Source organism: Streptomyces flavalbus (assembly GCF_042674625.1).
Taxonomy (GTDB): domain Bacteria; phylum Actinomycetota; class Actinomycetes; order Streptomycetales; family Streptomycetaceae; genus Streptomyces; species Streptomyces flavalbus.
Window position 1 is genome coordinate 7815665 of sequence record NZ_JBHTEB010000001.1, and the last position, 18331, is coordinate 7833995.

Below are 18331 nucleotides of genomic sequence, written 5' to 3' on the forward strand. Positions count from 1 at the left end.
GAGGCGGGTCGGCACCTGACGGTCCCCCGGCCCGCCGCCCGCGCCCTGCCCCGCCCGGCCAGCACACCGGCCCCGCCAGCACGCCGCCACCGCCCGCCAGAAGGCGGCGCGCCCCCGAATCCCGACCGCGGGCGTGACGACCCGGGACGGCGCGAGAACCGGGCCGGTCACGAACCGGCCCGCGCCGGGCCGACGGCCCTGCCGTCTCCCCGTCCTCACTCCTTCCTGCCTTGGAGCGCCATGTCACGCCGCCTGTTCACCTCGGAGTCCGTGACCGAGGGCCACCCCGACAAGATCGCCGACCAGATCAGCGACGCCGTCCTCGACGCGCTGCTGCGCCAGGACCCCGCGTCCCGCGTCGCGGTCGAGACCCTCATCACCACCGGCCAGGTGCACATCGCGGGCGAAGTGACGACCTCCGCCTACGTCGACATCGCCACCCTGGTCCGCGAGACGATCCTCGCCATCGGCTACGACTCCTCCGCCAAGGGCTTCGACGGCGCCTCCTGCGGCGTGTCGGTGTCGATCGGCGCGCAGTCGCCGGACATCGCGCAGGGCGTCGACACCGCCTACGAGACCCGCGTGGCGGGCGCCTCCCACGACGAGGCCGACGCACTGGACCGCCAGGGCGCCGGCGACCAGGGCCTGATGTTCGGCTACGCGTCCGACGAGACGCCCACCCTGATGCCGCTGCCGATCGAACTGGCCCACCGCCTCGCGCGCCGCCTGACCGAGGTCCGCAAGGACGGCACGGTCCCCTACCTGCGCCCGGACGGCAAGACCCAGGTCACCATCGAGTACCTGGGCAGCCGTCCCGTCCGGCTGGACACCGTCGTCGTCTCCTCACAGCACGCCAGCGACATCGACCTCGACGGGCTGCTCACCCCCGACATCCGCCAGCACGTCGTCGAACCCGTCCTCACCCAGCTCGCCGAGGACGGCATGAAACTGGAGACCGACGACTACCGCCTGCTGGTCAACCCCACCGGCCGCTTCGAGATCGGCGGCCCGATGGGCGACGCCGGACTGACCGGCCGCAAGATCATCATCGACACCTACGGCGGCATGGCCCGGCACGGCGGCGGCGCCTTCTCCGGCAAGGACCCCTCCAAGGTGGACCGCTCCGCCGCGTACGCGATGCGCTGGGTCGCCAAGAACGTCGTCGCGGCCGGTCTCGCCTCCCGCTGCGAGGTCCAGGTCGCCTACGCCATCGGCAAGGCCGAGCCGGTCGGCCTGTTCGTGGAGACCTTCGGCACCCACACCGTCCCCGTTTCGAAGATCGAGGACGCCATCACCGCCGTCTTCGACCTGCGCCCGGCCGCCCTCATCCGCGACCTCGACCTGCTGCGCCCGATCTACGCCCAGAGCGCCGCGTACGGCCACTTCGGCCGGGAGCTGCCCGACTTCACCTGGGAGCACACCAACCGCGCCGACGCCCTGCGCAAGGCGGTGCGGGCGGGCTGACCCGGCACCGGCCGGTCCGTCCCGCCCCGGAGTCCAAGGAGCCCTTCTGTGCGTATCGCCGTGACCGGGTCGATAGCGACCGACCACCTGATGGTGTTCCCCGGGCGCTTCACCGAACAACTGATCAAGGACCAGCTGGAGCGGGTCTCCCTGTCGTTCCTCGCCGACCAGTTGAAGGTGCACCGCGGCGGTGTCGCCGCCAACATCTCCTTCGGCCTCGGCCTGCTGGGCCTGGACCCGGTCCTGGTGGGCGCGGCGGGCATGGACTTCGCCGAGTACGACACCTGGCTGCGGACCAACGGCGTCGACACCTCCGCGGTGCGGGTCAGCGAGACCCTGCACACCGCGCGGTTCGTGTGCACCACCGACCAGGACCAGAACCAGATCGCCACCTTCTACGCGGGCGCCATGGCCGAGGCCCGCCACATCGATCTGGCCGAGACCGCCGCGCACCGCGGACCGCTCGCGCTCGTCCTGGTCGGCGCCGACGACCCCGCCGCCATGCTGCGGCACACCGCCGCCGCCCACCGCCTGGGCATCCCGGTGGCGGCCGACCCCTCCCAGCAACTGGCCCGCATCGACCGCGAACAGGCCCGCCGCCTGGTCGACGGGGCCACCTGGCTGTTCACCAACGAATACGAGTCGGCGCTGCTGCGCGAACGCACCGGCTGGAGCGAGGACGACCTCCTCGCCCGGGTCGGCACCTGGATCACCACCCTGGGCGCGAACGGGGTGTCACTGGCCCGCGCCGACGGACCCCGGCTGCACGTCCCGGCCGTACCCGCGGACCGGATCGCCGACCCCACGGGCGCGGGCGACGCCTTCCGCGCCGGGTTCCTCGCCGGGGTGGCCTGGCAGTGGCCGCACGAGCAGGCCGCCCGGCTCGGCTGCGCGCTGGCCACCACCGTGCTGGAGTCGGTCGGCACCCAGGAGTACAAGCTGCTCGCCACCGACCTGACCGCCCGTATCGGCCGGACCTACGGCAACGACGCGGCCCGCGCGCTCGAACCCCGTCTGGCCGGTGTGTCGTGAGGACCGGCCGACACCGGCGCGTCACCGCGCCGCGCGAAGCACCGGCCCCGGTCGCCGCCGACGGGACCAGGGACACCGTGCTCCCGGCACAGCAACCCCCGCCGAAGGACGTCGAGCACCTCCGGTGCCGTAACGGGACCGTCAACGCCACCGGCCCCGACACCGGCCGCCCAACCCACCGCGCGCACGAACGGTCCGAGGCCGGTGAGGGCCCCGCCGCGACGCAGGACACACGCGCCCCGGAGCGCCGGGGCCCCCGCATCCTCCCGTTCCACCCCGAACCCGAGGCCACCCACTCCACCGCCGGAGGCCGCTCGTGACGACGTTCTCCTTCGAGTTCTTCCCCCCGAAGACGGCCAGGGGAGAGCAGACGCTGTGGTCGGCGATCCGGCGGATCGAACCGCTCGGGCCGGACTTCGTGTCCGTCACCTACGGCGCGGGCGGCTCCTCCCGGGACCGGACGGTGGCGGTCACCCGGCGCATCGCCGCCGAGACGACCCTGCGCCCCGTCGCCCACCTGACCGCGGTCGGCCACTCGGTGGCCGAACTGCGCCACATCATCGGCCAGTACGCGGACGCGGGCATCCGCGACGTCCTGGTGCTGCGCGGCGATCCGCCGGGCGACCCGAAGGGGGCGTGGACGGCGCATCCCCAGGGCTTTTGCCACGCCTACGAACTGGTCGAACTGGTCCGCTCGCTCGGCGACTTCCGGGTCGGGGTGGCCGCGTTCCCCGAGAAGCACCCGCGCTCGGCCGACTGGGAGTCCGACATCCGGCACTTCGTCGCCAAGTGCCGGGCGGGCGCCGACTACGCGATCACGCAGATGTTCTTCCACGTGGAGGACTACCTGCGGCTGCGGGACCGGGTGGTGGCCGCCGGCTGCGACATCCCGATCATCCCGGAGATCATGCCGGCCACCGACCACCGGCAGATCGCCCGCTTCGCCGAACTCTCCGACGCGGCCTTCCCCGAGGACCTCGCCGCGCGCCTGCACGCGGCGAGGGGCAACCCGCGCGACGGCCACCGCATCGGCGTCGAGTACGCGACCGCCATGGCCGAGCGGCTTCTCGCCGAGGGCGCCCCCGGTCTGCACTACATCACCCTCAACAAGTCCACGGCGGCCCTGGACATCCACCGCAACGTGCTGACTTCACCGAGCACCAGGCTCCTCAACGCCTGCTGAGAGGCGAGGCCGGCGGAGGGGCGAGTCCCCGCCGGACCACCGGGCCCGACGCCTGCCCGACCGGCGTCCCCGTGCTGCCCGCGCACCCGACGCCCCCGGCGTCCAGCTGACCACCCTCCGCCCGGAGCACGCCGAGCACGTCGGCGTGCGGGTCGAGGGCCCGTACAAGTCGGACCACTACCGCTACTGAGAGAGGCCAGTGACATGACGCCAGAAGCCACGCTGGCTCGGTTTCGCGAATACATGGTGGGGCCGTCCCGGTTCATGACCCTGCTGACCTGCTTCGAGCTGGGCCTCGTGGACGCGCTGCGGGACAGCCCCGGCCTGACGGCGGCCGAACTGGGAAAGGTGGCCGGCGCGAAGCCGGACGCCGTGGAACAACTCCTGCTGCTGCTCGTCAAGGAGGGCTTCGTCGCCCACGACGAGGCCGCGGGCACCTACACCCTCGACGCGCTCGCGGGTGTCGCCGAGAAGGACCTCCAGCAGGCACTCGCCGACCTGGACATGATCAAGGCGGTCACGCTGCGGCAGCTGTTCTACCTCACCGAGAGCGTGCGGACCGGCACGACCGTCGGCCTGAAGGAGCTGTACGGCTTCGACGGCGACCTGTACGGCGCCCTGGCCGAGCTGCCGGAACTGCGCGAGCCGTGGGCGAAGCTGATGAACACGGTCACCGCCCACGTCGACCCCTGGTTCTTCTCCCAGGTCGACATCCCGGCCGGGTCCCGGGTGCTCGACCTCGCGGGGAACACCGGCCTCGGCGCCGTCAACACCCTCAGGCTGGCGAACTCCTCCGGACTGCGGGTGACCACCTTCGACCTGCCCGAGAAGGAAGCGGAATGCCTGGAGAACTTCCGCTCGCACGGCGTCGAGGAATACTGCTCGTTTATCGGCGGCGACGTCTTCGAAGAAGTCCCCAAGGGGTTCGACGTCGTACTCATCAAGCACTTCCTGCCCATGTTCGACAAGAGTGACGTCTTCCGGATTCTTGAAGGTGTCAACAAGTCACTGGAAGTCGGTGGTCAGGTCCACGTCCTGGTGCCGGTGTTTCCCGAGAACCTCAAGGAAACCGAGAACTACACCGTCGACTTCTACCCCAGCTTCTTCATCGGCTGCACCATGGGGCAGGGCGGGCCGCAGAAACTCTCCACCTGGCAGAGCTGGCTCGAGGAATGCGGATTCACGGTCACCAAGGCGGTCACCGACGATCCGGACAACCTCCCGCCGCACGCCCTCACCGTCGAGGCCATGCTGTCTGCGACGAAGACTGCCTGACAGGCGGATTCCAGCTGATATCGAGCGGACGTCGAGTGGAACGCGTGATCGAAGTGGCGGACGAATGGTACGGTCGCAGAAATCGACCCCTCCACGGCGTGAGCCCTGGTCAATACCTGATGTCCTCCGTCGCTTTCTTTCCTGTTTCCTCGGGAAACCTGTAATGAACCCTGGAGGAAGAATGTCGGAAACGAAGAACGCTGAAGCGGTGTATTCGGCCATCGAGGAATCGGCCGCCCTGCTGGACATACCCTGCTCGCGGGAGAAGGTCATGTCCGTCCTGTCCGCGTTCGGCGACGGGGTGTCGGAGGAGTCCGTGATCGTCCTCGCCATGGCGGGCGGCGAGCGACACGGCGGGGACATCGACTACAACTTCACGGTGCCCACCGAGGTGGGCGACCCGTACGAGATCGCCGTGGCGAACGGCTGGATCGAGGCGACGGACCACCCGATCGCCAACCTGCTCCCGGAGATCGTGGAGTCGAGCCCCGTCACCTTCTACGGGGTCGAGAGCGGTGTCGTCGGTGGCTTCAAGAAGACGTACGTCTTCTTCCCGCTGGACAACCTCGGGAAGCTGTCGACGCTCGCCGCGCTGCCGTCCATGCCGCGCAGCGTCGCCGAGCACGCCCGCACCTTCGCCGGTCTCGGCATGGACAACCGGATCTCGATCATCGGCATCGACTACATACGCCACACCGTCAACGTGTACTTCATGGCGGGCTCCCTCCAGGAGAAGTCCGTCCTGTCGCTGCTGGAGGACACGAAGCTGCCGGCGCCCAACCCGCAGCTCCTGGAGTTCGTCCAGAACTCCTTCTCGATCTACCCGACCTTCAGCTACCAGTCCCCGGACATCCACCGGATCTGCTTCTCCTCGGTGAGCCCGGACGACACCGCGTACCCCACCACCCTCCACGAGGAGATCGCCCGGTTCGCCAAGAGCGCCCCCTACGAGTACGGCGGCGCACGGGTCCTCGTCTACGGCGCCACGATCTCGCGCAGCGAGGAGTACCACAAGCTCGGGGTGTACTTCCGCAGGCCGCCCGCCTTCTGGGACAACCTGCCGCTGGCCGCCACCTTCGAGAAGCTCGCCGCCGCTCACCGCGGCGCATAGCAACAGCACCGACCACCGACAACCAGGAGGAGAAATGTCCGAAGCCATTGGCGCCGAAGAGCGCGCCGCCGCCCTGGACTCGCTGGGAGGCGTCCTCGGCGAGGCCGGCGCCGAGGCGATCAACGGGCCGCGCGACCAACTGGCGGAGAGCCTTCTGCGCGCGGCCTTCGAGCTGTGGGAAGACCCCCAGGTGCGGCCGAAGCTCCTCGGCATCCTGCACGCGGCGGTCAACAGCGAGGAAGGCGCGGCGCAGATGCGCCAGTTCCTCGCCAACCAGCTCTTCGCGCAGGCGGGCAAGGCGCTCGGCATCGCCGGCATGGACATCTACCAGGCCGCGGAGACCATCAAGGTCCCCGCGATCCACATCAACGCGGCGGCGGGCCAGGTCTGGGGCGTCGTCCTGCTGCGCTACATCGTGAAGCTGGAGCCGATCGCGTCGGCGTCGAGCGAGGAGCTGATCCAGCTGCTCACCCCGACGATCCGGCGCTACCTGGGCTGACCACCGGCCAGGCGGCGTTCGTCCCCGCCGGCAGGACACAGCCAGGCTCCCGCCCTGTGATCCTGCCGGCCCCGGTCCCCTCCGAGACGGTCCCCGGCCACGGAGACGGCACAGCGAACGCCGAGGTCGGCGCGGTGTGTCACATCTCTGGAGATTGTTTCGTCGTACTGCTGAGACGGACACCATCCCGCGTACCGGCGGGGCGGGCGACCCGCCGGTGCCCCCCCCCACGTCGTGGGGCCGGTATGTCGCCCGGGCGGGCGGAACCCCCGGCCGCGGATCATTCGGAGGAACGAGTTAGGTATGAGTAGCGCAGACAAGGAAGCGCAAGGCGGGAGCGTCCTCGCCGACGCCGACCCGCGGCGATGGGCGGCACTCGCCGTGCTGACGGCGATGCAGTTCATGCTCATGATGGACGTCACCGTCGTGAACATCGCCCTGCCCAAGATCGAAGACGATCTGGACTTCACCCCCGGAGGTCTCGCGTGGGTGGTCAACGCCTACGTGCTGACCGCGGGCGGTTTCCTGCTGCTGGGCGGACGGCTCTCCGACATGTTCGGCCGTCGCAGGATCTTCATCGCCGGTGTGCTGGTCTTCGGTATCTCGTCGATCGTGTGCGGTGCCGCGGCCAACTCCGGGATGCTGGTCGGCGGCCGCTTCGTCCAGGGTTTCGGTGAGGCACTGGCCGGCCCGGCGGCGCTGGGCCTGATCCCCGTGCTGTTCCGCGACGCCAAGGAACGCACCAAGGCGCTGGGCATCTGGGGCGGCATGGCCGCCGTGGGCAGCGCGGTCGGCTCGATCGTCGGCGGAGCGCTGACCGACCTGGTGGACTGGCGGTGGATCTTCTTCATCAACGTCCCCGTCGCCGTGTTCGCGCTGATCATGGTCCCCCGGGTCATCCCGGAGAGCCGTATGGCCCGCGCCCCCGGCCAGGGCATCGACGCGGTCGGCGCCCTCTCCGTCACCGGCGGTCTCGTCGCGATCGTCTACGGCCTGCTCCAGGCCGCCGACGACCCGTGGGGCTCCACGGACGTGCTGCTCCCGTTGTTCGGCGGAATCGCCCTGCTGATCTTCATGGCCGTGTGGGAGTCCCGCGTCCCCGACCCGATGATCCCCATGCGGTTCTTCACCAACCGCACCCGCGTCACCTCCAACGGCGTCAGCGTGCTGGCGCTCGCGGCCTTCTACACGTACGCCTTCCTGCTGACCCTGTACCTCCAGCAGGTGCTCGGCTACTCGCCGATGAAGACCGGTCTGACCTACATCCCGTTCACCATCGCCATCGGCGTCGGCATGGGCGTGTCGACGGCGCTGATGCCGCGCCTCGGGGTCAAACCGATCCTGATGATCTCCTTCCTCGGCAGCGCCGGCGGCCTGCTCCTGGCCGCGGGCGGCCTCGCCACCGACGCGTCCTTCCTCACCGGGATCATGCCGGGCCTGCTCGTGTACGGCTTCTTCAACGCCGTCGGCTTCCCCGCCCTGACCAACGGCGCGCTGCACGAGGTCACCGGCCAGGACGCCGGTCTCGCCTCCGGTGTGCAGACCGCCATGCAGCAGGTCGGCGGATCGCTCGGCCTGGCCACCCTGGTTCCCCTCGCCCTGCGCTACGTCAACGACCACGTCGCGGACGGTGACCTTCCGCAGATAGCGCAGACCGAGGGATACGCGCTGGCGCTCCGCGTCGGCGCCGGCTTCCTCGTCGTGGCCACCGTGCTCGTCCTGCTGCTGATGGACAAGGTGGACTCCAAGCCGCGCGACGCGGTCGCCGAGGCCACCAGCGGGGCGGCTGTCGCGCAGGACACCCCCCGCACCCCCGCCGCCTCGTGACCGGCGCCTGATTCGAACCACCGCACCGCCCCCGGGCACTCCCCCGGGGGCGGGCCCATGTCAGGGCGGGCCGAGCGGCGGGCAGCCGCCCCCCTGCAACCGCGGTGGGCTCCCAACGGCGGCGACGTCGCGCTGTTACGCGCTCTTGACCCGACCCGCCGTCCGGGAGGCGATCGCCGAACGGGTGGGGTGGGCGACGGCGAAGCACACGGCGCGGTCCGCACGGCCCCGTCCGGTCACACAAGTGCCGTCCCGTTCGTCAGACAACCAGGGCCGCGCCGTGTGGTCCGCGCACCGCGTGACGGTTACTTTCCCCCGCCCCGTCCGCGGTGCGGCGGCCCCAACACCGCCAGGTCCATGCCGCGCAACTGCTCCGGGTCGGTGACGACGTCGATCTCGCGGATCCTCCCGTCGGAGATATCGAAGGTCATCGCACGCATCCCGCCGTCCTCCTGCTGCGCGAGGATCCCCAGCGAGCCGTCGACCAGCGCGAGCCAGGCGACCTGGAGGAACGGCGCGAACGTCGCCGCCCCCTTGGCCACCGCCACCGAACCCAGGGCCACCGGCACCCCGTTGTTGCGGGCCACGGCGTCCGGGTCCAGGACCGCCAGCAGCGCGTCGAAGTCACCGTCACGCGCGGCGGCGAGGAACGCCTGCACGACCTGCCCCTGCTGGGACGCGGCGGGGTCCGCCGCCGACCGGCCGCCTCGCACCCGGTGCCGCGCACGGCTCGCCAGCTTCCGGGCCGCGGCCGGGCTGCGCTCCACGATCACCGCGACCTCGTCGAAGGGCACACCGAACATGTCGTGCAGCACGAACGCCAACCGCTCGGCGGGATCCAGCGTCTCGAGGACGACCAGCAGCGCCTGCCCCACCGAGTCGGCCAGCAGCACGTGCTCCTCGGGGCTGTCGTCCTCGTAGAACGTGGCCACCGCCGGAACGAGGTCCTCCAGCGAGTCCTCCCGGCGCGCCCGGCGCTGGCGCAGCATGTCCAGGCACACCCGGCCCACCACGGTGGTCAGCCAGCCCCGCAGGTTCGCGATCTCGTCGTCGTAGGACCGGCTCAGCCGCAGCCAGCACTCCTGCACCGCGTCTTCCGCCTCGGTCGGCGAGCCGAGCATACGGTAGGCGACCGCCCGCAGATGAACCCGGTTCTCCTCGAAACGATCCGCCAGCCATTCAGTCTCGTTCATCGCTGCTCCTTCTGCGCCTCGGCACCCAGCCCGACCGGTCGGAGACAGCCGACGACGGCCGTGCTCGCAGAGACGGGCGGTCACGGTCCCGCGGTCCGCGGGCTGCCCACTGCACTGACGAGCGGGACACCGACGTTGTGACCGGCGGCTGGCGTCTTCCCGGCAGGACCACGCCCCCTCGCCCCCCTCGGTCCCGTGCCAGCAAGCCACAAGCCACCAGCATGGCACCGCCCCCCAGCGCGCCGCCCGACCAGCCCCCCCGCGGGACCTCCTTCGAGGCGCCCCCGACTGCCGGGGACGCACCCCCGGCCGGAGCGCCCCGCAAGCGGAACGCCGCAGGCCGCAACCCTCAAGCCGAGCGCGAGCAGGGCCCGAGGGTCCCCCCACTAGTCTGCGCACCGGTTCGCCGGAGAACAGCGACACGGCCAGCGAGCACCCTCTGGCCCGGCGTCTCCCCCCCATACCGAGATCAGCAAGGCAACGGCTGACCGTGCCGCCTGCTCCGTCCGTGCGTCACCGCGCGCCGACCGCCCCGCAGGCCGCGTCCCCAATCGAAAGGCAGTGCACATGGCAGACCGAACCGCCGTACCGGCGACCAGCGGTTCACCGCAGCGCCCGGCCACGCTTCCCTCGCTCACCGGTCTCCGCTTCCTGGCGGCCCTGCTCGTCTTCGTCTACCACACCTCCTACCTGGTCGGCCCGCTGCGGCCGGACGCGCCCATCACCTTCTTCGCCGACCTCGACGTCGCCCAGCCGGTGGCCGACTTCTTCCTGCCCGCCGGACGCATCGGGGTGTCCTTCTTCTTCGTGCTCAGCGGCTTCGTCCTGGCCTGGTCCTCGACCCCCGGGGACCGGATCACGGCCTTCTACCGGCGCCGTGTGCTGAAGATCTACCCCAACCACATCGTGACCTGGGCGCTGGCGCTGTGGCTGTTCGCCTCCACCACCCCGGTGGAGGCATGGCTGTCCAACCTCTTCCTGGTGCACACCTTCAGCAACCGGGCCGACATCGCGATGAGCGTCAACTTCCCGTCCTGGTCGCTGTGCGCGGAGGTCCTCTTCTACGCCCTGTTCCCGCTGTTCATCGTCCTGGTACGGCGCATCAAGGAACGGGCGCTGTGGCTGTGGGCCGGCGGGATGGTCGCCGGTGTGGCGGTCATGGCGGCGGTGACGAAGGCGTTCATGGCCGGTGGCGCCCCGAGCCCCTTCGGGGACCTGACGGCCAACCAGGAGTGGTTCGGCTACGCCTTCCCGCCGCCGCGGCTGTTCGAGTTCGTGCTGGGCATGATCCTCGCCCGGATCGTCGCCGCGGGCCTGTGGCCGCGCATCGGCCTGCTGACCTCAACGGCCCTGTTCTGCCTGGGCTACTGGGCCGCGCTCACCGTCCCGGACCCGTACAACTTCAGTCTCACCACGGTCGTCCCGATCGGCATGATCCTGTGCTCCGCGGCCTCCTCCGACCTGCGGGGCCGCAACGGTCTGCTCGGCAGTCGGCCCATGGTGTGGCTCGGCAACGTCTCCTTCGCCTTCTATCTCGTCCAGGGCATCGTGGTCTTCTACGGCCGGCCCGAGGTACTGGGGACGCGCACCTACGACACCCTGCCCGCGATCGGCATGTTGATCGTGCTGTTCCTGGCCAACCTGCTGGCCGCCTGGCTGCTGTACAGCCTCGTGGAGCAGCCGGTGATGCGCCGCTGGAGCCGCAGCAGGAAGCGGCCCGCGCCGGGCACGGCACCCGAGACCGCGCAGCAGGTCCCCTCGCAGAGCAAGGGCCCCGTACGGAGCGGCGAAGTCGTCTGAACCGTGCGACAGGACGCGGCACACCGACCGGGACGGTCCCCGCGGACCGGCCGACGCGCGGTGTGCCGCGTTTTAGTACCGGTCAAGAAGGTCTATAGCGGGGCCGGGAAAAGTCGCACTGTAAGCCGGAATGAAGCCCTCCCCACCAGGGAGGTGGACGTCTGGCGGCCATGCCCCCTGACCCAGGAGTCGTTCCATGCTCAACCTCGACCTGTCCAACCGCACCGCCCTGGTCACCGGATCCACCGCTGGCATAGGCAAGGCCACCGCCGCACAGCTGGCCGCCGCTGGCGCCCGGGTCTACGTCAACGGCCGCACCGAGGAGCGCGTACAGACCGCCATCGCGGACATCCGCAAGGCCCTTCCCGACGCCGACCTGCGCTCCGCACCCGGCGATGTCTCCACGGTGGAGGGGGTCCAGCAGATCATCAGCGTCCTCCCGGACGCCGACATCCTTGTCAACAACGCCGGCACCGCCGAACTCGGTCAGTTCACCGAGGTGACCGACGAGAGCTGGCAGCACCTGTGGGACCTGAACGTGATGAGCGGTGTGCGGCTGTCCCGCCACTACGTCACCGGGATGGTCGACCGCGGCTGGGGCCGCATCATCTTCGTCAACAGCTCCTCCGCCCTCGACATCCCGGCGGCCATGGTGCACTACGGCGTCACCAAGACCGCCCAACTCGGCGTCGCCCGCGGCCTGGCCGAGACCTACCCGGCCTCCGGCGTCACCGTGAACGCGGTGCTCCCCGGCCCGACCCACTCCGAGCTGAACGACCGCTACTTCGCCTTCCTCCAGCAGCAGCGGCCGGATGTGCCGCTCCAGCAGATCCAGGAGGAGTTCTTCCAGGCCACCCACCCCCACTCGCTGATCGGCCGGTTCGCGGAAGGGGAGGAAGTGGCGAACCTCATCGTCTACGTGGCCTCGGACCTGTCCAGTGCCACCAACGGTGCCGCCCTCCGCGTGGACGGCGGCGTGGTCCGTCACCTCTGACCTGCCGACGCCTTCCCCGGCCCCCGCGGTCACCGCCCCCACCGGCGGCGACGACGGGGGCCGGGCCCTTTCCCGGGGGGAGCCGGAAGCGTCCGAAGCGATCCGCGCGATGCCGCTCACCCGAAAGGGGGATCTGCTCCCCGCTGTCTCCTGCTCGCCGTCACCAACGGCCGGGCCTCCTCGTCTCCCGTAGTGACGTCACCTCCTGAGACGAGCACCCCACAGCAAGGAGCTGTTATGAGCGAGCACACCACCCGCCCCGAGGTCGCGCTGGTCACCGGCGCGACCAGAGGGATCGGCCGGGGGACTGCCGAGCAACTCGCCGAGCTGGGCACGACGGTCCTGATCGGCGCCCGGCACCCCCAGCGCGGCGAGGAGGTGGCCGCGGCGCTGCGTGCGACCGGCGGCGACGCGCACCCGGTCACCCTGGACGTCACCGACCCGGCCACCGTCCAGGCAGCCGAGCAGCAGATCGAGGAGCGCTTCGGCCGCCTCGACGTGCTGATCAACAACGCCGGCATCACCGGCTCCGGGCCGGTGGCGCCCATGGACGCCCACGACCAGATCCCCAGCTCCGTCGACCTGGACATGGTCCGGGCGGTGTTCGAGACCAACGTCTTCGGGGTCATCACGGTGACCAACGCCATGCTCCCGCTGCTGCGCCGGTCACCGGCGGCACGCATCGTCAACGTCAGCAGCCACGCCGCCTCGCTGACCGCCACCAGCGACCCGGACGGCCCCATGGCGGCCCTGCCGCCCTCGGCGGCGTACGCGCCGTCCAAGTCCGCCCTGACCGCGCTGACCGTGCAGTACGCCAACGAACTGCGCAAGGACAACATCCTCGTCAACGCCGCCGCGCCCGGCTTCGTCGCCACGGACAGCAACGCCCACACCGGCTTCCTCACCGTCGCGCAGGGCGCCGCGGTCCTGGTGCGCCTGGCCACCCTCGGCACGGACGGACCGACCGCCGGGTTCTTCGGCCAGGACGGCCCGGTGCCCTGGTAGCGGGGCCCGCCACCCACCACGCGCACGCTCCAGCGGTGCCCGACCGGCGCACTAACCGCGCTTGGCACGCTCCGGTCCATGGACACAGCGGGGTCGTCGGGACCCGCCTCGGCAGTGGGCCACGGCCCGCGGCAGCACCGCATGGCCCCTCCGACGGCGCAGGGTCCCCGGCACGGGCCGCCCACGTAGGGGCGAGCCGCACGGGCCGCCCAGGTAGGGGCGAGCCCCGCGGGCCGGGACCCGGGCGCGTTCCCGCTGCCGCCATACACGCGCGGATCCACCACCGTGAACGGATCCGTCCCTCGCTCCGGAGCCGCCTGTGCCCGAGGGCGAACCCAGCAAGACGACAGGGCCGCGCGGGGAGGGCCGCCAGGTCCACAGCACGGCCGCACAAGTCCGTCATGACCGGCATGACCAGGGGGTTGGAACAATGGCACGAAACGACGACGGTATCCAGAGGCGGAACTTCCTGGCGGGGGGTGCGGTGGCCGGGGGAGCCGCGTTCCTGACCGGGACGGCCCTGGCCCCACCAGCCGCTGCCGCCGAGACGGCGGCGGAGCCGATCACCATGGTGACCCCCAGCGACAAGCGGTACCAGGACATGGTGCGGGGCTACAACCAGCGGTGGGCCGCCACCCCCGAGGCGATCTGCCTCGCCGAGACGACGGCGCAGGTCCGGGCGGTCGTGCAGAGAGCCGTGCAGCAAGGCAAGCGCCTGACGGTGCGCAGCGGCGGCCACTGCCACGAGGACTGGGTCTACAACTCCGACGTGGACGTCATCCTCGACATGTCGAAGATGAACAAGGTCTACTTCGACGCCGAGAAGAACGCCATCTGCGTCGAGACCGGCGCCCAACTGCTCAACGTGTACGAGCGCATGTACCGGTCCTGGGGAGTGACCATACCCGCCGGCATCTGCTTCCAGGTCGGGGCCGGCGGCCATGTCAGCGGCGGCGGCTGGGGTCTGCTGTGCCGTCAGCTGGGCCTGGTGATCGACCACCTGCACGGCGTCGAGGTGGTGACGGTCGCCGCGGACGGCACGGCGAAGGTCGTCGTGGCGACCCGCGAGCCGAACGACCCCCACCGCGACCTGTGGTGGGCCCACGCGGGCGGTGGCGGCGGCAACTTCGGTGTGATCACCCGCTTCTGGTTCCGTTCCCCCGGCGCGACCGGCACCGACCCCGCCAAGCTGCTCCCGCAGCCGCCGGCCGAGGTGTTCGTGCACGCCGTCTCCTGGCCCTGGGCCGACATGACCAAGGACCGCTTCCAGCGCCTGGTCCAGAACTGGGGCGACTGGCACGCCAAGCACCTCAAGCCCGGCACCGTCAACGACCACCTGTTCAGCGCGCTGTGGCTGAACCACAAGTCCGGCGGGTACATCGGCATGGTCACCCAGCTCGACGCGACCGTCCCGGACGCGCGGAAGGTACTGGACGACTTCCTGACCACCGTGACCGCCGGGGTGGAGGTCGCCCACGAGCCGATGACCACCCACATGGGCGAGATGGCGGCCATGACGGACCTCGGCGAGCCGCGCCGGATGCCGTGGTTCCAGGCCGCCCGCTACGCCGGGACCACCAACCCGACGCTGAACGACCCCAGCCTCAGGAGTGACAACAAGTCCGCGTACTACCGCACCGCCATACCCACGGCGCAGATCGACGCGATCTACGCGCAGCTGACCCGGGACGACCTGGTCAACCCCACCGCCAACGTGCAGCTCAGCTCCTTCGGCGGCAAGGTCAACGCCGTCGCGCCGGACGCCACCGCCTTCCCGCACCGCGAGGCCGCGTACAAGGCGGCATGGTCGATCTGGTGGACCGACCCGGCCGACGAGGCGATGTCGCTGCGGTGGCTGCGCGAGTTCTACCAGAGCGTCTACGCCGACACCGGCGGCGTCCCGGTCATCAACGACGTGACCGACGGCTGCTACGTCAACTACCCGGACATCGACCTGAGCGACCCGCGGTACAACACCTCCGGCGTGTCCTGGCAGGAGCTGTACTACAAGGGCAACTACGCCAAGCTCCAGCGGATCAAGCAGACGTACGACCCACGCGACGTCTTCCACCACAGCCAGTCCATCAAGCTCCCCACCGCATGACGCGGGGAGCGCGACCGCGAGGCGGCACCGGCCGGGCGCGCGCGGGGCGCTAAGACGTCGAACCGCGCGTCGCCGCCTTCGGGCACACGGGCGCCGGAGCCCTGGTACGCGCCGTGCGCCACCACGAACGGCGAGGACTGCTGGGACTCCGGCCACACCGACGCCGACCGCGTCCGGACCAGGGGCGACGACCCGCGGGCCACGGCTAGCCGAGGGGGATGTCGTGTCCGGGGCCGCGCTCGGCGTCGGGGCGCCGGCCGAAGTAGCGGCGGTCCGCCTCGTGGATGGCCAGGTCGTTGATGCTCGCCTCGCGTCGGCGCATGAGGCCGTTGTCGGCGAACTCCCACAGTTCGTTGCCGTAGGAGCGGAACCACTGGCCTTCGGTGTTGTGCCACTCGTACTGGAAGCGGACGGCCACGCGGTTGCCGTTCAAGCCCCACAGGCTCTTGGCTCGGTGAGCGCCTGACCGGCCTGCGTGACGCCCTGCGCCGGCTGGCCGCCGAAGCCACCGAGGACCCGCGCCCGGCCGCCGCGTCCGACACCCGCGACCTGGACGCCGCCGTCGCGGCGCTCAACCAGGCCGCCAGCGACACGCCCCACTGGTCGGCGCTGTCGTGGACCCCCGGCCAACCACCCTCCCGGCAGCTCCGCACCAGCGGCCGGACGGCCTCCGCGGCCGTCTCCGCGATCGCGGAGGAGACCATCACCCTCTTCAGCCAGGACACCCGCCACCAGTTGCGCGCCTGCCTGGCGCCGGGGTGCGTCCTGTACTTCCTCAAGAACCACCCCCGCCGCGAGTGGTGCTCCGCAGGCTGCGGCAACCGCGCCCGCTCCGCCCGCCACTACCAACGCCACCGCCAGAACACCGCCTGACAGCCGCGCCCCAGCTCCACCCGGCGGCCTGCCACGACCTGGACCGACTACGCCCTCCACCAGGAGCCGAGCCGCATCCTCAGGCGCACCGGCCCGGACGCGGGCGCCGCCGGGAGGGTCCGCTTCACCTCGAAGGCGTCCCGGTGGTCGTCGACGAACCGGAAACGGCTCCTCACCGGTTCCTCTCCCCGGCGAGATGCTTGGCCGCCCTGCGGAGTATGTCCCGCTCGGTCGCGAGCTGCCGGATCCGCTCGTCCGGTTCCGCGGACGGCACCACTGGCCCGGGACGGGCCGCAGTCCTGGCGTCCCGGGCTGCGGCCGGGCCAGCGGCGCGGCGTTCGGGGCGGCTCCGTGGCCGTAGAGCTCGTCCTTGGCCTGCGCGATGAGCGCCGGGCACCCCCGCGACGCGCCCCGCCGACATCGGCTCACCCCCGTCCTCGGGGCGGGCGCGTCCTGCGTTCAGGCCGCGGCGCGGAAGACGTACGCCGTCATCGGGGCGGTGACCGGCCCCGGGCCCAGACGGGCCGTCACCTCCTCGATGACGGTGGCCCGGACGGCTGGTCCGTCGCCGCGCCCCTCGACTGCCGCGCGCACAGGTGTCCCGGTGAGGTAGCCGGTGACAAGGTCGGCGGTCGACGCGGCCCGGCCCTGAAGCGTCAGTTCCTGCTCCTCCTCGACGGCGAACCCGGCGGCCGCCAGATCGGCGACCACGACAGCGGGGTCGGCGTAGCCGTGCGGAACCGTCGGGAAGAACCGCGGCGGGTCGACCGGAAAGGCCCGTTCCAGCCCCGCCTGCAGCGCGACTTCGAAGGCGTGCGTCCTCAGCGGGCCCCAGGTGTTGAACAAGAACCGGCCGCCCGCTGCCAGCACCCGCCTCACCTCGGTGAAGGTCGCGACCCGGTCGGGAAAGAACATCACGCCGAACTGGCAGACCACCAGGTCGAAGCCTCCGTCCGGCACCGGCAGCCGCTGCGCGTCGGCCTGCCGCCACTGTGCGCCTGGGGCCCGGGTCGACCCGAAAGCGACCATGGCCTCGTTCAGGTCGGTGGCCGTCACCTCGGCCGACGGTGCCGCGGCGAGCAGGTTCGATGTCAACACACCTGTCCCCGCGGCCAGTTCGAGGACGCGCCGAGGGCGGAGTGCTGCCGCCCTTGCGGTCAGGTCCTCGGCGAAGGGCTGGAAGACCACGGGCACGAGGTACCGCTCATAGGCCGCCGGCATGGACTCGGACCACCGCTGGTCGGCATTGATTCCCGTCACCCTCATGACGGTAGTGCCGCACCCCTTGGTGGGACCCCATCGGCAGCGCGAGGAACGGCGTCGGCCCTTCCTGGTCTCCTTGGCGGGGCCGGGGGTCGGCGACGAGAGCACCGTCGAGGCCGAGCACGCGGACGATCCTGAGGCAGAGGCCGTCCTCGGCTTCAGACCGGCCCAGGCCGTCCATGTCAGGGCGTTTGACGCACACTTTTTCCACGAACCGCCCGGCGGTCGTCGCGGATTGAAGGCAGGTGGTGGTGGGCTGCCGGGCCGACCCGATCGCCGTCCTGTCAGGATGGCGGCATGGAACGTGTACTTGGAATCGGCGGCTACTTCATGCGAGCTGCCGACCCGGACGCCCTGAACGCGTGGTACCGCGACTGCCTGGGCCTGGACGCTGACGAGCACGGCCTGTGGCACCAGGCAGCCGGACCGACGGTGTTCGCCACGTTCGACTCCGGGACCGACTACCTCGGATCCCGCTCCCAGCAGACCATGCTCAACTTCCGGGTGCGCGACCTGGACGCCATGCTCGCGCAGTTGCGCGCCAAGGGAGCGGACGTGTCCGAGGACATCCAGGACATGGAAGGCGTCGGCCGGTTCGGCTGGGTCACCGATCCCGAGGGCAACCGGATCGAGCTGTGGCAGCCCGCCTGACCGCACCTTCAGACGGATTCCCCGAGCAGATCAGCGTCCCCCCGAAGAAGCCGGGGA

The 18331-nt window shown here is 71.0% G+C and carries 18 protein-coding genes and 2 pseudogenes; 16 read left to right on the forward strand and 4 right to left on the reverse strand.

The window, feature by feature from the left end; all coding sequences use genetic code 11:
* The first annotated feature begins 240 nt into the window (after positions 1-240).
* The 9 genes and pseudogenes from metK (at position 241) to ACFQZ6_RS34745 (ending at position 8391) form a co-directional block, all read left to right on the forward strand.
* Positions 241-1464 carry a methionine adenosyltransferase gene (metK, locus tag ACFQZ6_RS34705; RefSeq protein WP_381617647.1) on the forward strand — a complete coding sequence of 408 codons (1224 nt, stop codon included), beginning with the start codon at positions 241-243 and terminating at the stop codon, positions 1462-1464.
* Positions 1465-1512: 48 nt separating this feature from the next.
* A complete protein-coding gene (locus tag ACFQZ6_RS34710) occupies positions 1513-2496 on the forward strand; it encodes a carbohydrate kinase family protein (protein WP_381617650.1) in 984 nt (327 codons plus the stop codon).
* Entirely contained in the window at positions 2493-2816 is a 324-nt protein-coding gene (locus tag ACFQZ6_RS34715) for a hypothetical protein (RefSeq protein ID WP_381617652.1), read from the forward strand. Before ACFQZ6_RS34710 ends, ACFQZ6_RS34715 begins: the two co-directional genes overlap by 4 nt.
* The gene (gene metF / locus ACFQZ6_RS34720; protein WP_381617655.1) at positions 2813-3679 is read left to right on the forward strand and encodes a methylenetetrahydrofolate reductase [NAD(P)H]; all 867 of its coding nucleotides are present in this window, start codon (positions 2813-2815) and stop codon (positions 3677-3679) included. Before ACFQZ6_RS34715 ends, metF begins: the two co-directional genes overlap by 4 nt.
* Before the next feature lie 38 nt (positions 3680-3717).
* Positions 3718-3869 (forward strand): annotated as a pseudogene (locus tag ACFQZ6_RS34725) (adenosylhomocysteinase); the annotation flags it as partial.
* A gap of 14 nt (positions 3870-3883) precedes the next feature.
* Complete coding sequence (locus ACFQZ6_RS34730) at positions 3884-4954, forward strand: methyltransferase (RefSeq protein ID WP_449334080.1); 1071 nt, start codon at positions 3884-3886, stop codon at positions 4952-4954.
* A gap of 181 nt (positions 4955-5135) precedes the next feature.
* The gene (locus ACFQZ6_RS34735) at positions 5136-6065 is read left to right on the forward strand and encodes an aromatic prenyltransferase (protein ID WP_381617660.1); all 930 of its coding nucleotides are present in this window, start codon (positions 5136-5138) and stop codon (positions 6063-6065) included.
* A 34-nt stretch (positions 6066-6099) separates the two neighbouring features.
* On the forward strand, positions 6100-6564 hold the full coding sequence (locus ACFQZ6_RS34740; protein WP_381617663.1) for a TetR/AcrR family transcriptional regulator: 465 nt from the start codon (positions 6100-6102) through the stop codon (positions 6562-6564).
* A gap of 303 nt (positions 6565-6867) precedes the next feature.
* Positions 6868-8391 carry a DHA2 family efflux MFS transporter permease subunit gene (locus tag ACFQZ6_RS34745; RefSeq protein WP_381617666.1) on the forward strand — a complete coding sequence of 508 codons (1524 nt, stop codon included), beginning with the start codon at positions 6868-6870 and terminating at the stop codon, positions 8389-8391.
* A 305-nt stretch (positions 8392-8696) separates the two neighbouring features.
* On the opposite strand, the gene ACFQZ6_RS34750 is transcribed toward ACFQZ6_RS34745, so the two are convergent.
* Positions 8697-9584: a sigma-70 family RNA polymerase sigma factor gene (locus ACFQZ6_RS34750; protein WP_381617669.1), complete on the reverse strand. Its 888-nt coding sequence runs from the start codon at positions 9582-9584 to the stop codon at positions 8697-8699.
* Positions 9585-10151: 567 nt separating this feature from the next.
* On the opposite strand from ACFQZ6_RS34750, the gene ACFQZ6_RS34755 reads away from it, so the two are divergent.
* From ACFQZ6_RS34755 to ACFQZ6_RS34770, 4 genes are all read left to right on the forward strand, one after another.
* Complete coding sequence (locus tag ACFQZ6_RS34755) at positions 10152-11384, forward strand: acyltransferase family protein (protein ID WP_381617672.1); 1233 nt, start codon at positions 10152-10154, stop codon at positions 11382-11384.
* Between the two features lie 196 nt (positions 11385-11580).
* Positions 11581-12378: an SDR family NAD(P)-dependent oxidoreductase gene (locus tag ACFQZ6_RS34760; RefSeq protein ID WP_381617675.1), complete on the forward strand. Its 798-nt coding sequence runs from the start codon at positions 11581-11583 to the stop codon at positions 12376-12378.
* Between the two features lie 237 nt (positions 12379-12615).
* The gene (locus ACFQZ6_RS34765) at positions 12616-13383 is read left to right on the forward strand and encodes an SDR family oxidoreductase (protein ID WP_381617678.1); all 768 of its coding nucleotides are present in this window, start codon (positions 12616-12618) and stop codon (positions 13381-13383) included.
* A 430-nt stretch (positions 13384-13813) separates the two neighbouring features.
* Positions 13814-15487 (forward strand): FAD-binding oxidoreductase, encoded by a 1674-nt coding sequence (locus ACFQZ6_RS34770; RefSeq protein WP_381617681.1) that lies wholly within the window; start codon positions 13814-13816, stop codon positions 15485-15487.
* 205 nt (positions 15488-15692) lie between these two features.
* On the opposite strand, the pseudogene ACFQZ6_RS34775 reads toward ACFQZ6_RS34770, so the two are convergent.
* Positions 15693-15935: pseudogene (locus ACFQZ6_RS34775) on the reverse strand (DUF1348 family protein); the annotation flags it as partial.
* 14 nt (positions 15936-15949) lie between these two features.
* Here ACFQZ6_RS34775 and ACFQZ6_RS34780 point away from each other — a divergent pair.
* A complete protein-coding gene (locus ACFQZ6_RS34780; RefSeq protein ID WP_381618897.1) occupies positions 15950-16360 on the forward strand; it encodes a CGNR zinc finger domain-containing protein in 411 nt (136 codons plus the stop codon).
* Positions 16361-16407: 47 nt separating this feature from the next.
* On the opposite strand, the gene ACFQZ6_RS34785 is transcribed toward ACFQZ6_RS34780, so the two are convergent.
* Positions 16408-16536, reverse strand: coding sequence for a hypothetical protein (locus ACFQZ6_RS34785; RefSeq protein WP_381617684.1), 129 nt, complete (start codon positions 16534-16536; stop codon positions 16408-16410).
* 283 nt (positions 16537-16819) lie between these two features.
* Entirely contained in the window at positions 16820-17626 is an 807-nt protein-coding gene (locus ACFQZ6_RS34790) for a class I SAM-dependent methyltransferase (RefSeq protein ID WP_381617687.1), read from the reverse strand.
* On the opposite strand from ACFQZ6_RS34790, the gene ACFQZ6_RS34795 reads away from it, so the two are divergent.
* Both ACFQZ6_RS34795 and ACFQZ6_RS34800 read left to right on the forward strand, forming a co-directional pair.
* Positions 17625-17981, forward strand: a complete 357-nt coding sequence (locus ACFQZ6_RS34795) for a DUF6368 family protein (RefSeq protein WP_381617689.1) — start codon at positions 17625-17627, stop codon at positions 17979-17981. The two genes, ACFQZ6_RS34790 and ACFQZ6_RS34795, sit on opposite strands and share 2 nt — an antisense overlap.
* Positions 17921-18274, forward strand: a complete 354-nt coding sequence (locus tag ACFQZ6_RS34800) for a VOC family protein (RefSeq protein ID WP_381617692.1) — start codon at positions 17921-17923, stop codon at positions 18272-18274. Before ACFQZ6_RS34795 ends, ACFQZ6_RS34800 begins: the two co-directional genes overlap by 61 nt.
* The last annotated feature ends 57 nt before the right edge of the window (positions 18275-18331 follow it).

Excerpts from the sequence above, each read along its gene's own strand:
- metK (WP_381617647.1), top strand. The coding sequence starts at position 241 with ATGTCACGCCGCCTGTTCACCTCGGAGTCCGTGACCGAGGGCCACCCC.
- ACFQZ6_RS34730 (WP_449334080.1), top strand. The coding sequence starts at position 3,884 with ATGACGCCAGAAGCCACGCTGGCTCGGTTTCGCGAATACATGGTGGGG.
- ACFQZ6_RS34735 (WP_381617660.1), top strand. The coding sequence starts at position 5,136 with ATGTCGGAAACGAAGAACGCTGAAGCGGTGTATTCGGCCATCGAGGAA.
- ACFQZ6_RS34740 (WP_381617663.1), top strand. The coding sequence starts at position 6,100 with ATGTCCGAAGCCATTGGCGCCGAAGAGCGCGCCGCCGCCCTGGACTCG.
- ACFQZ6_RS34745 (WP_381617666.1), top strand. The coding sequence starts at position 6,868 with ATGAGTAGCGCAGACAAGGAAGCGCAAGGCGGGAGCGTCCTCGCCGAC.
- ACFQZ6_RS34750 (WP_381617669.1), bottom strand. The coding sequence starts at position 9,584 with ATGAACGAGACTGAATGGCTGGCGGATCGTTTCGAGGAGAACCGGGTT.
- ACFQZ6_RS34755 (WP_381617672.1), top strand. The coding sequence starts at position 10,152 with ATGGCAGACCGAACCGCCGTACCGGCGACCAGCGGTTCACCGCAGCGC.
- ACFQZ6_RS34760 (WP_381617675.1), top strand. The coding sequence starts at position 11,581 with ATGCTCAACCTCGACCTGTCCAACCGCACCGCCCTGGTCACCGGATCC.
- ACFQZ6_RS34765 (WP_381617678.1), top strand. The coding sequence starts at position 12,616 with ATGAGCGAGCACACCACCCGCCCCGAGGTCGCGCTGGTCACCGGCGCG.
- ACFQZ6_RS34770 (WP_381617681.1), top strand. The coding sequence starts at position 13,814 with ATGGCACGAAACGACGACGGTATCCAGAGGCGGAACTTCCTGGCGGGG.
- ACFQZ6_RS34795 (WP_381617689.1), top strand. The coding sequence starts at position 17,625 with ATGACGGTAGTGCCGCACCCCTTGGTGGGACCCCATCGGCAGCGCGAG.
- ACFQZ6_RS34790 (WP_381617687.1), bottom strand. The coding sequence starts at position 17,626 with ATGAGGGTGACGGGAATCAATGCCGACCAGCGGTGGTCCGAGTCCATG.
- ACFQZ6_RS34800 (WP_381617692.1), top strand. The coding sequence starts at position 17,921 with ATGGAACGTGTACTTGGAATCGGCGGCTACTTCATGCGAGCTGCCGAC.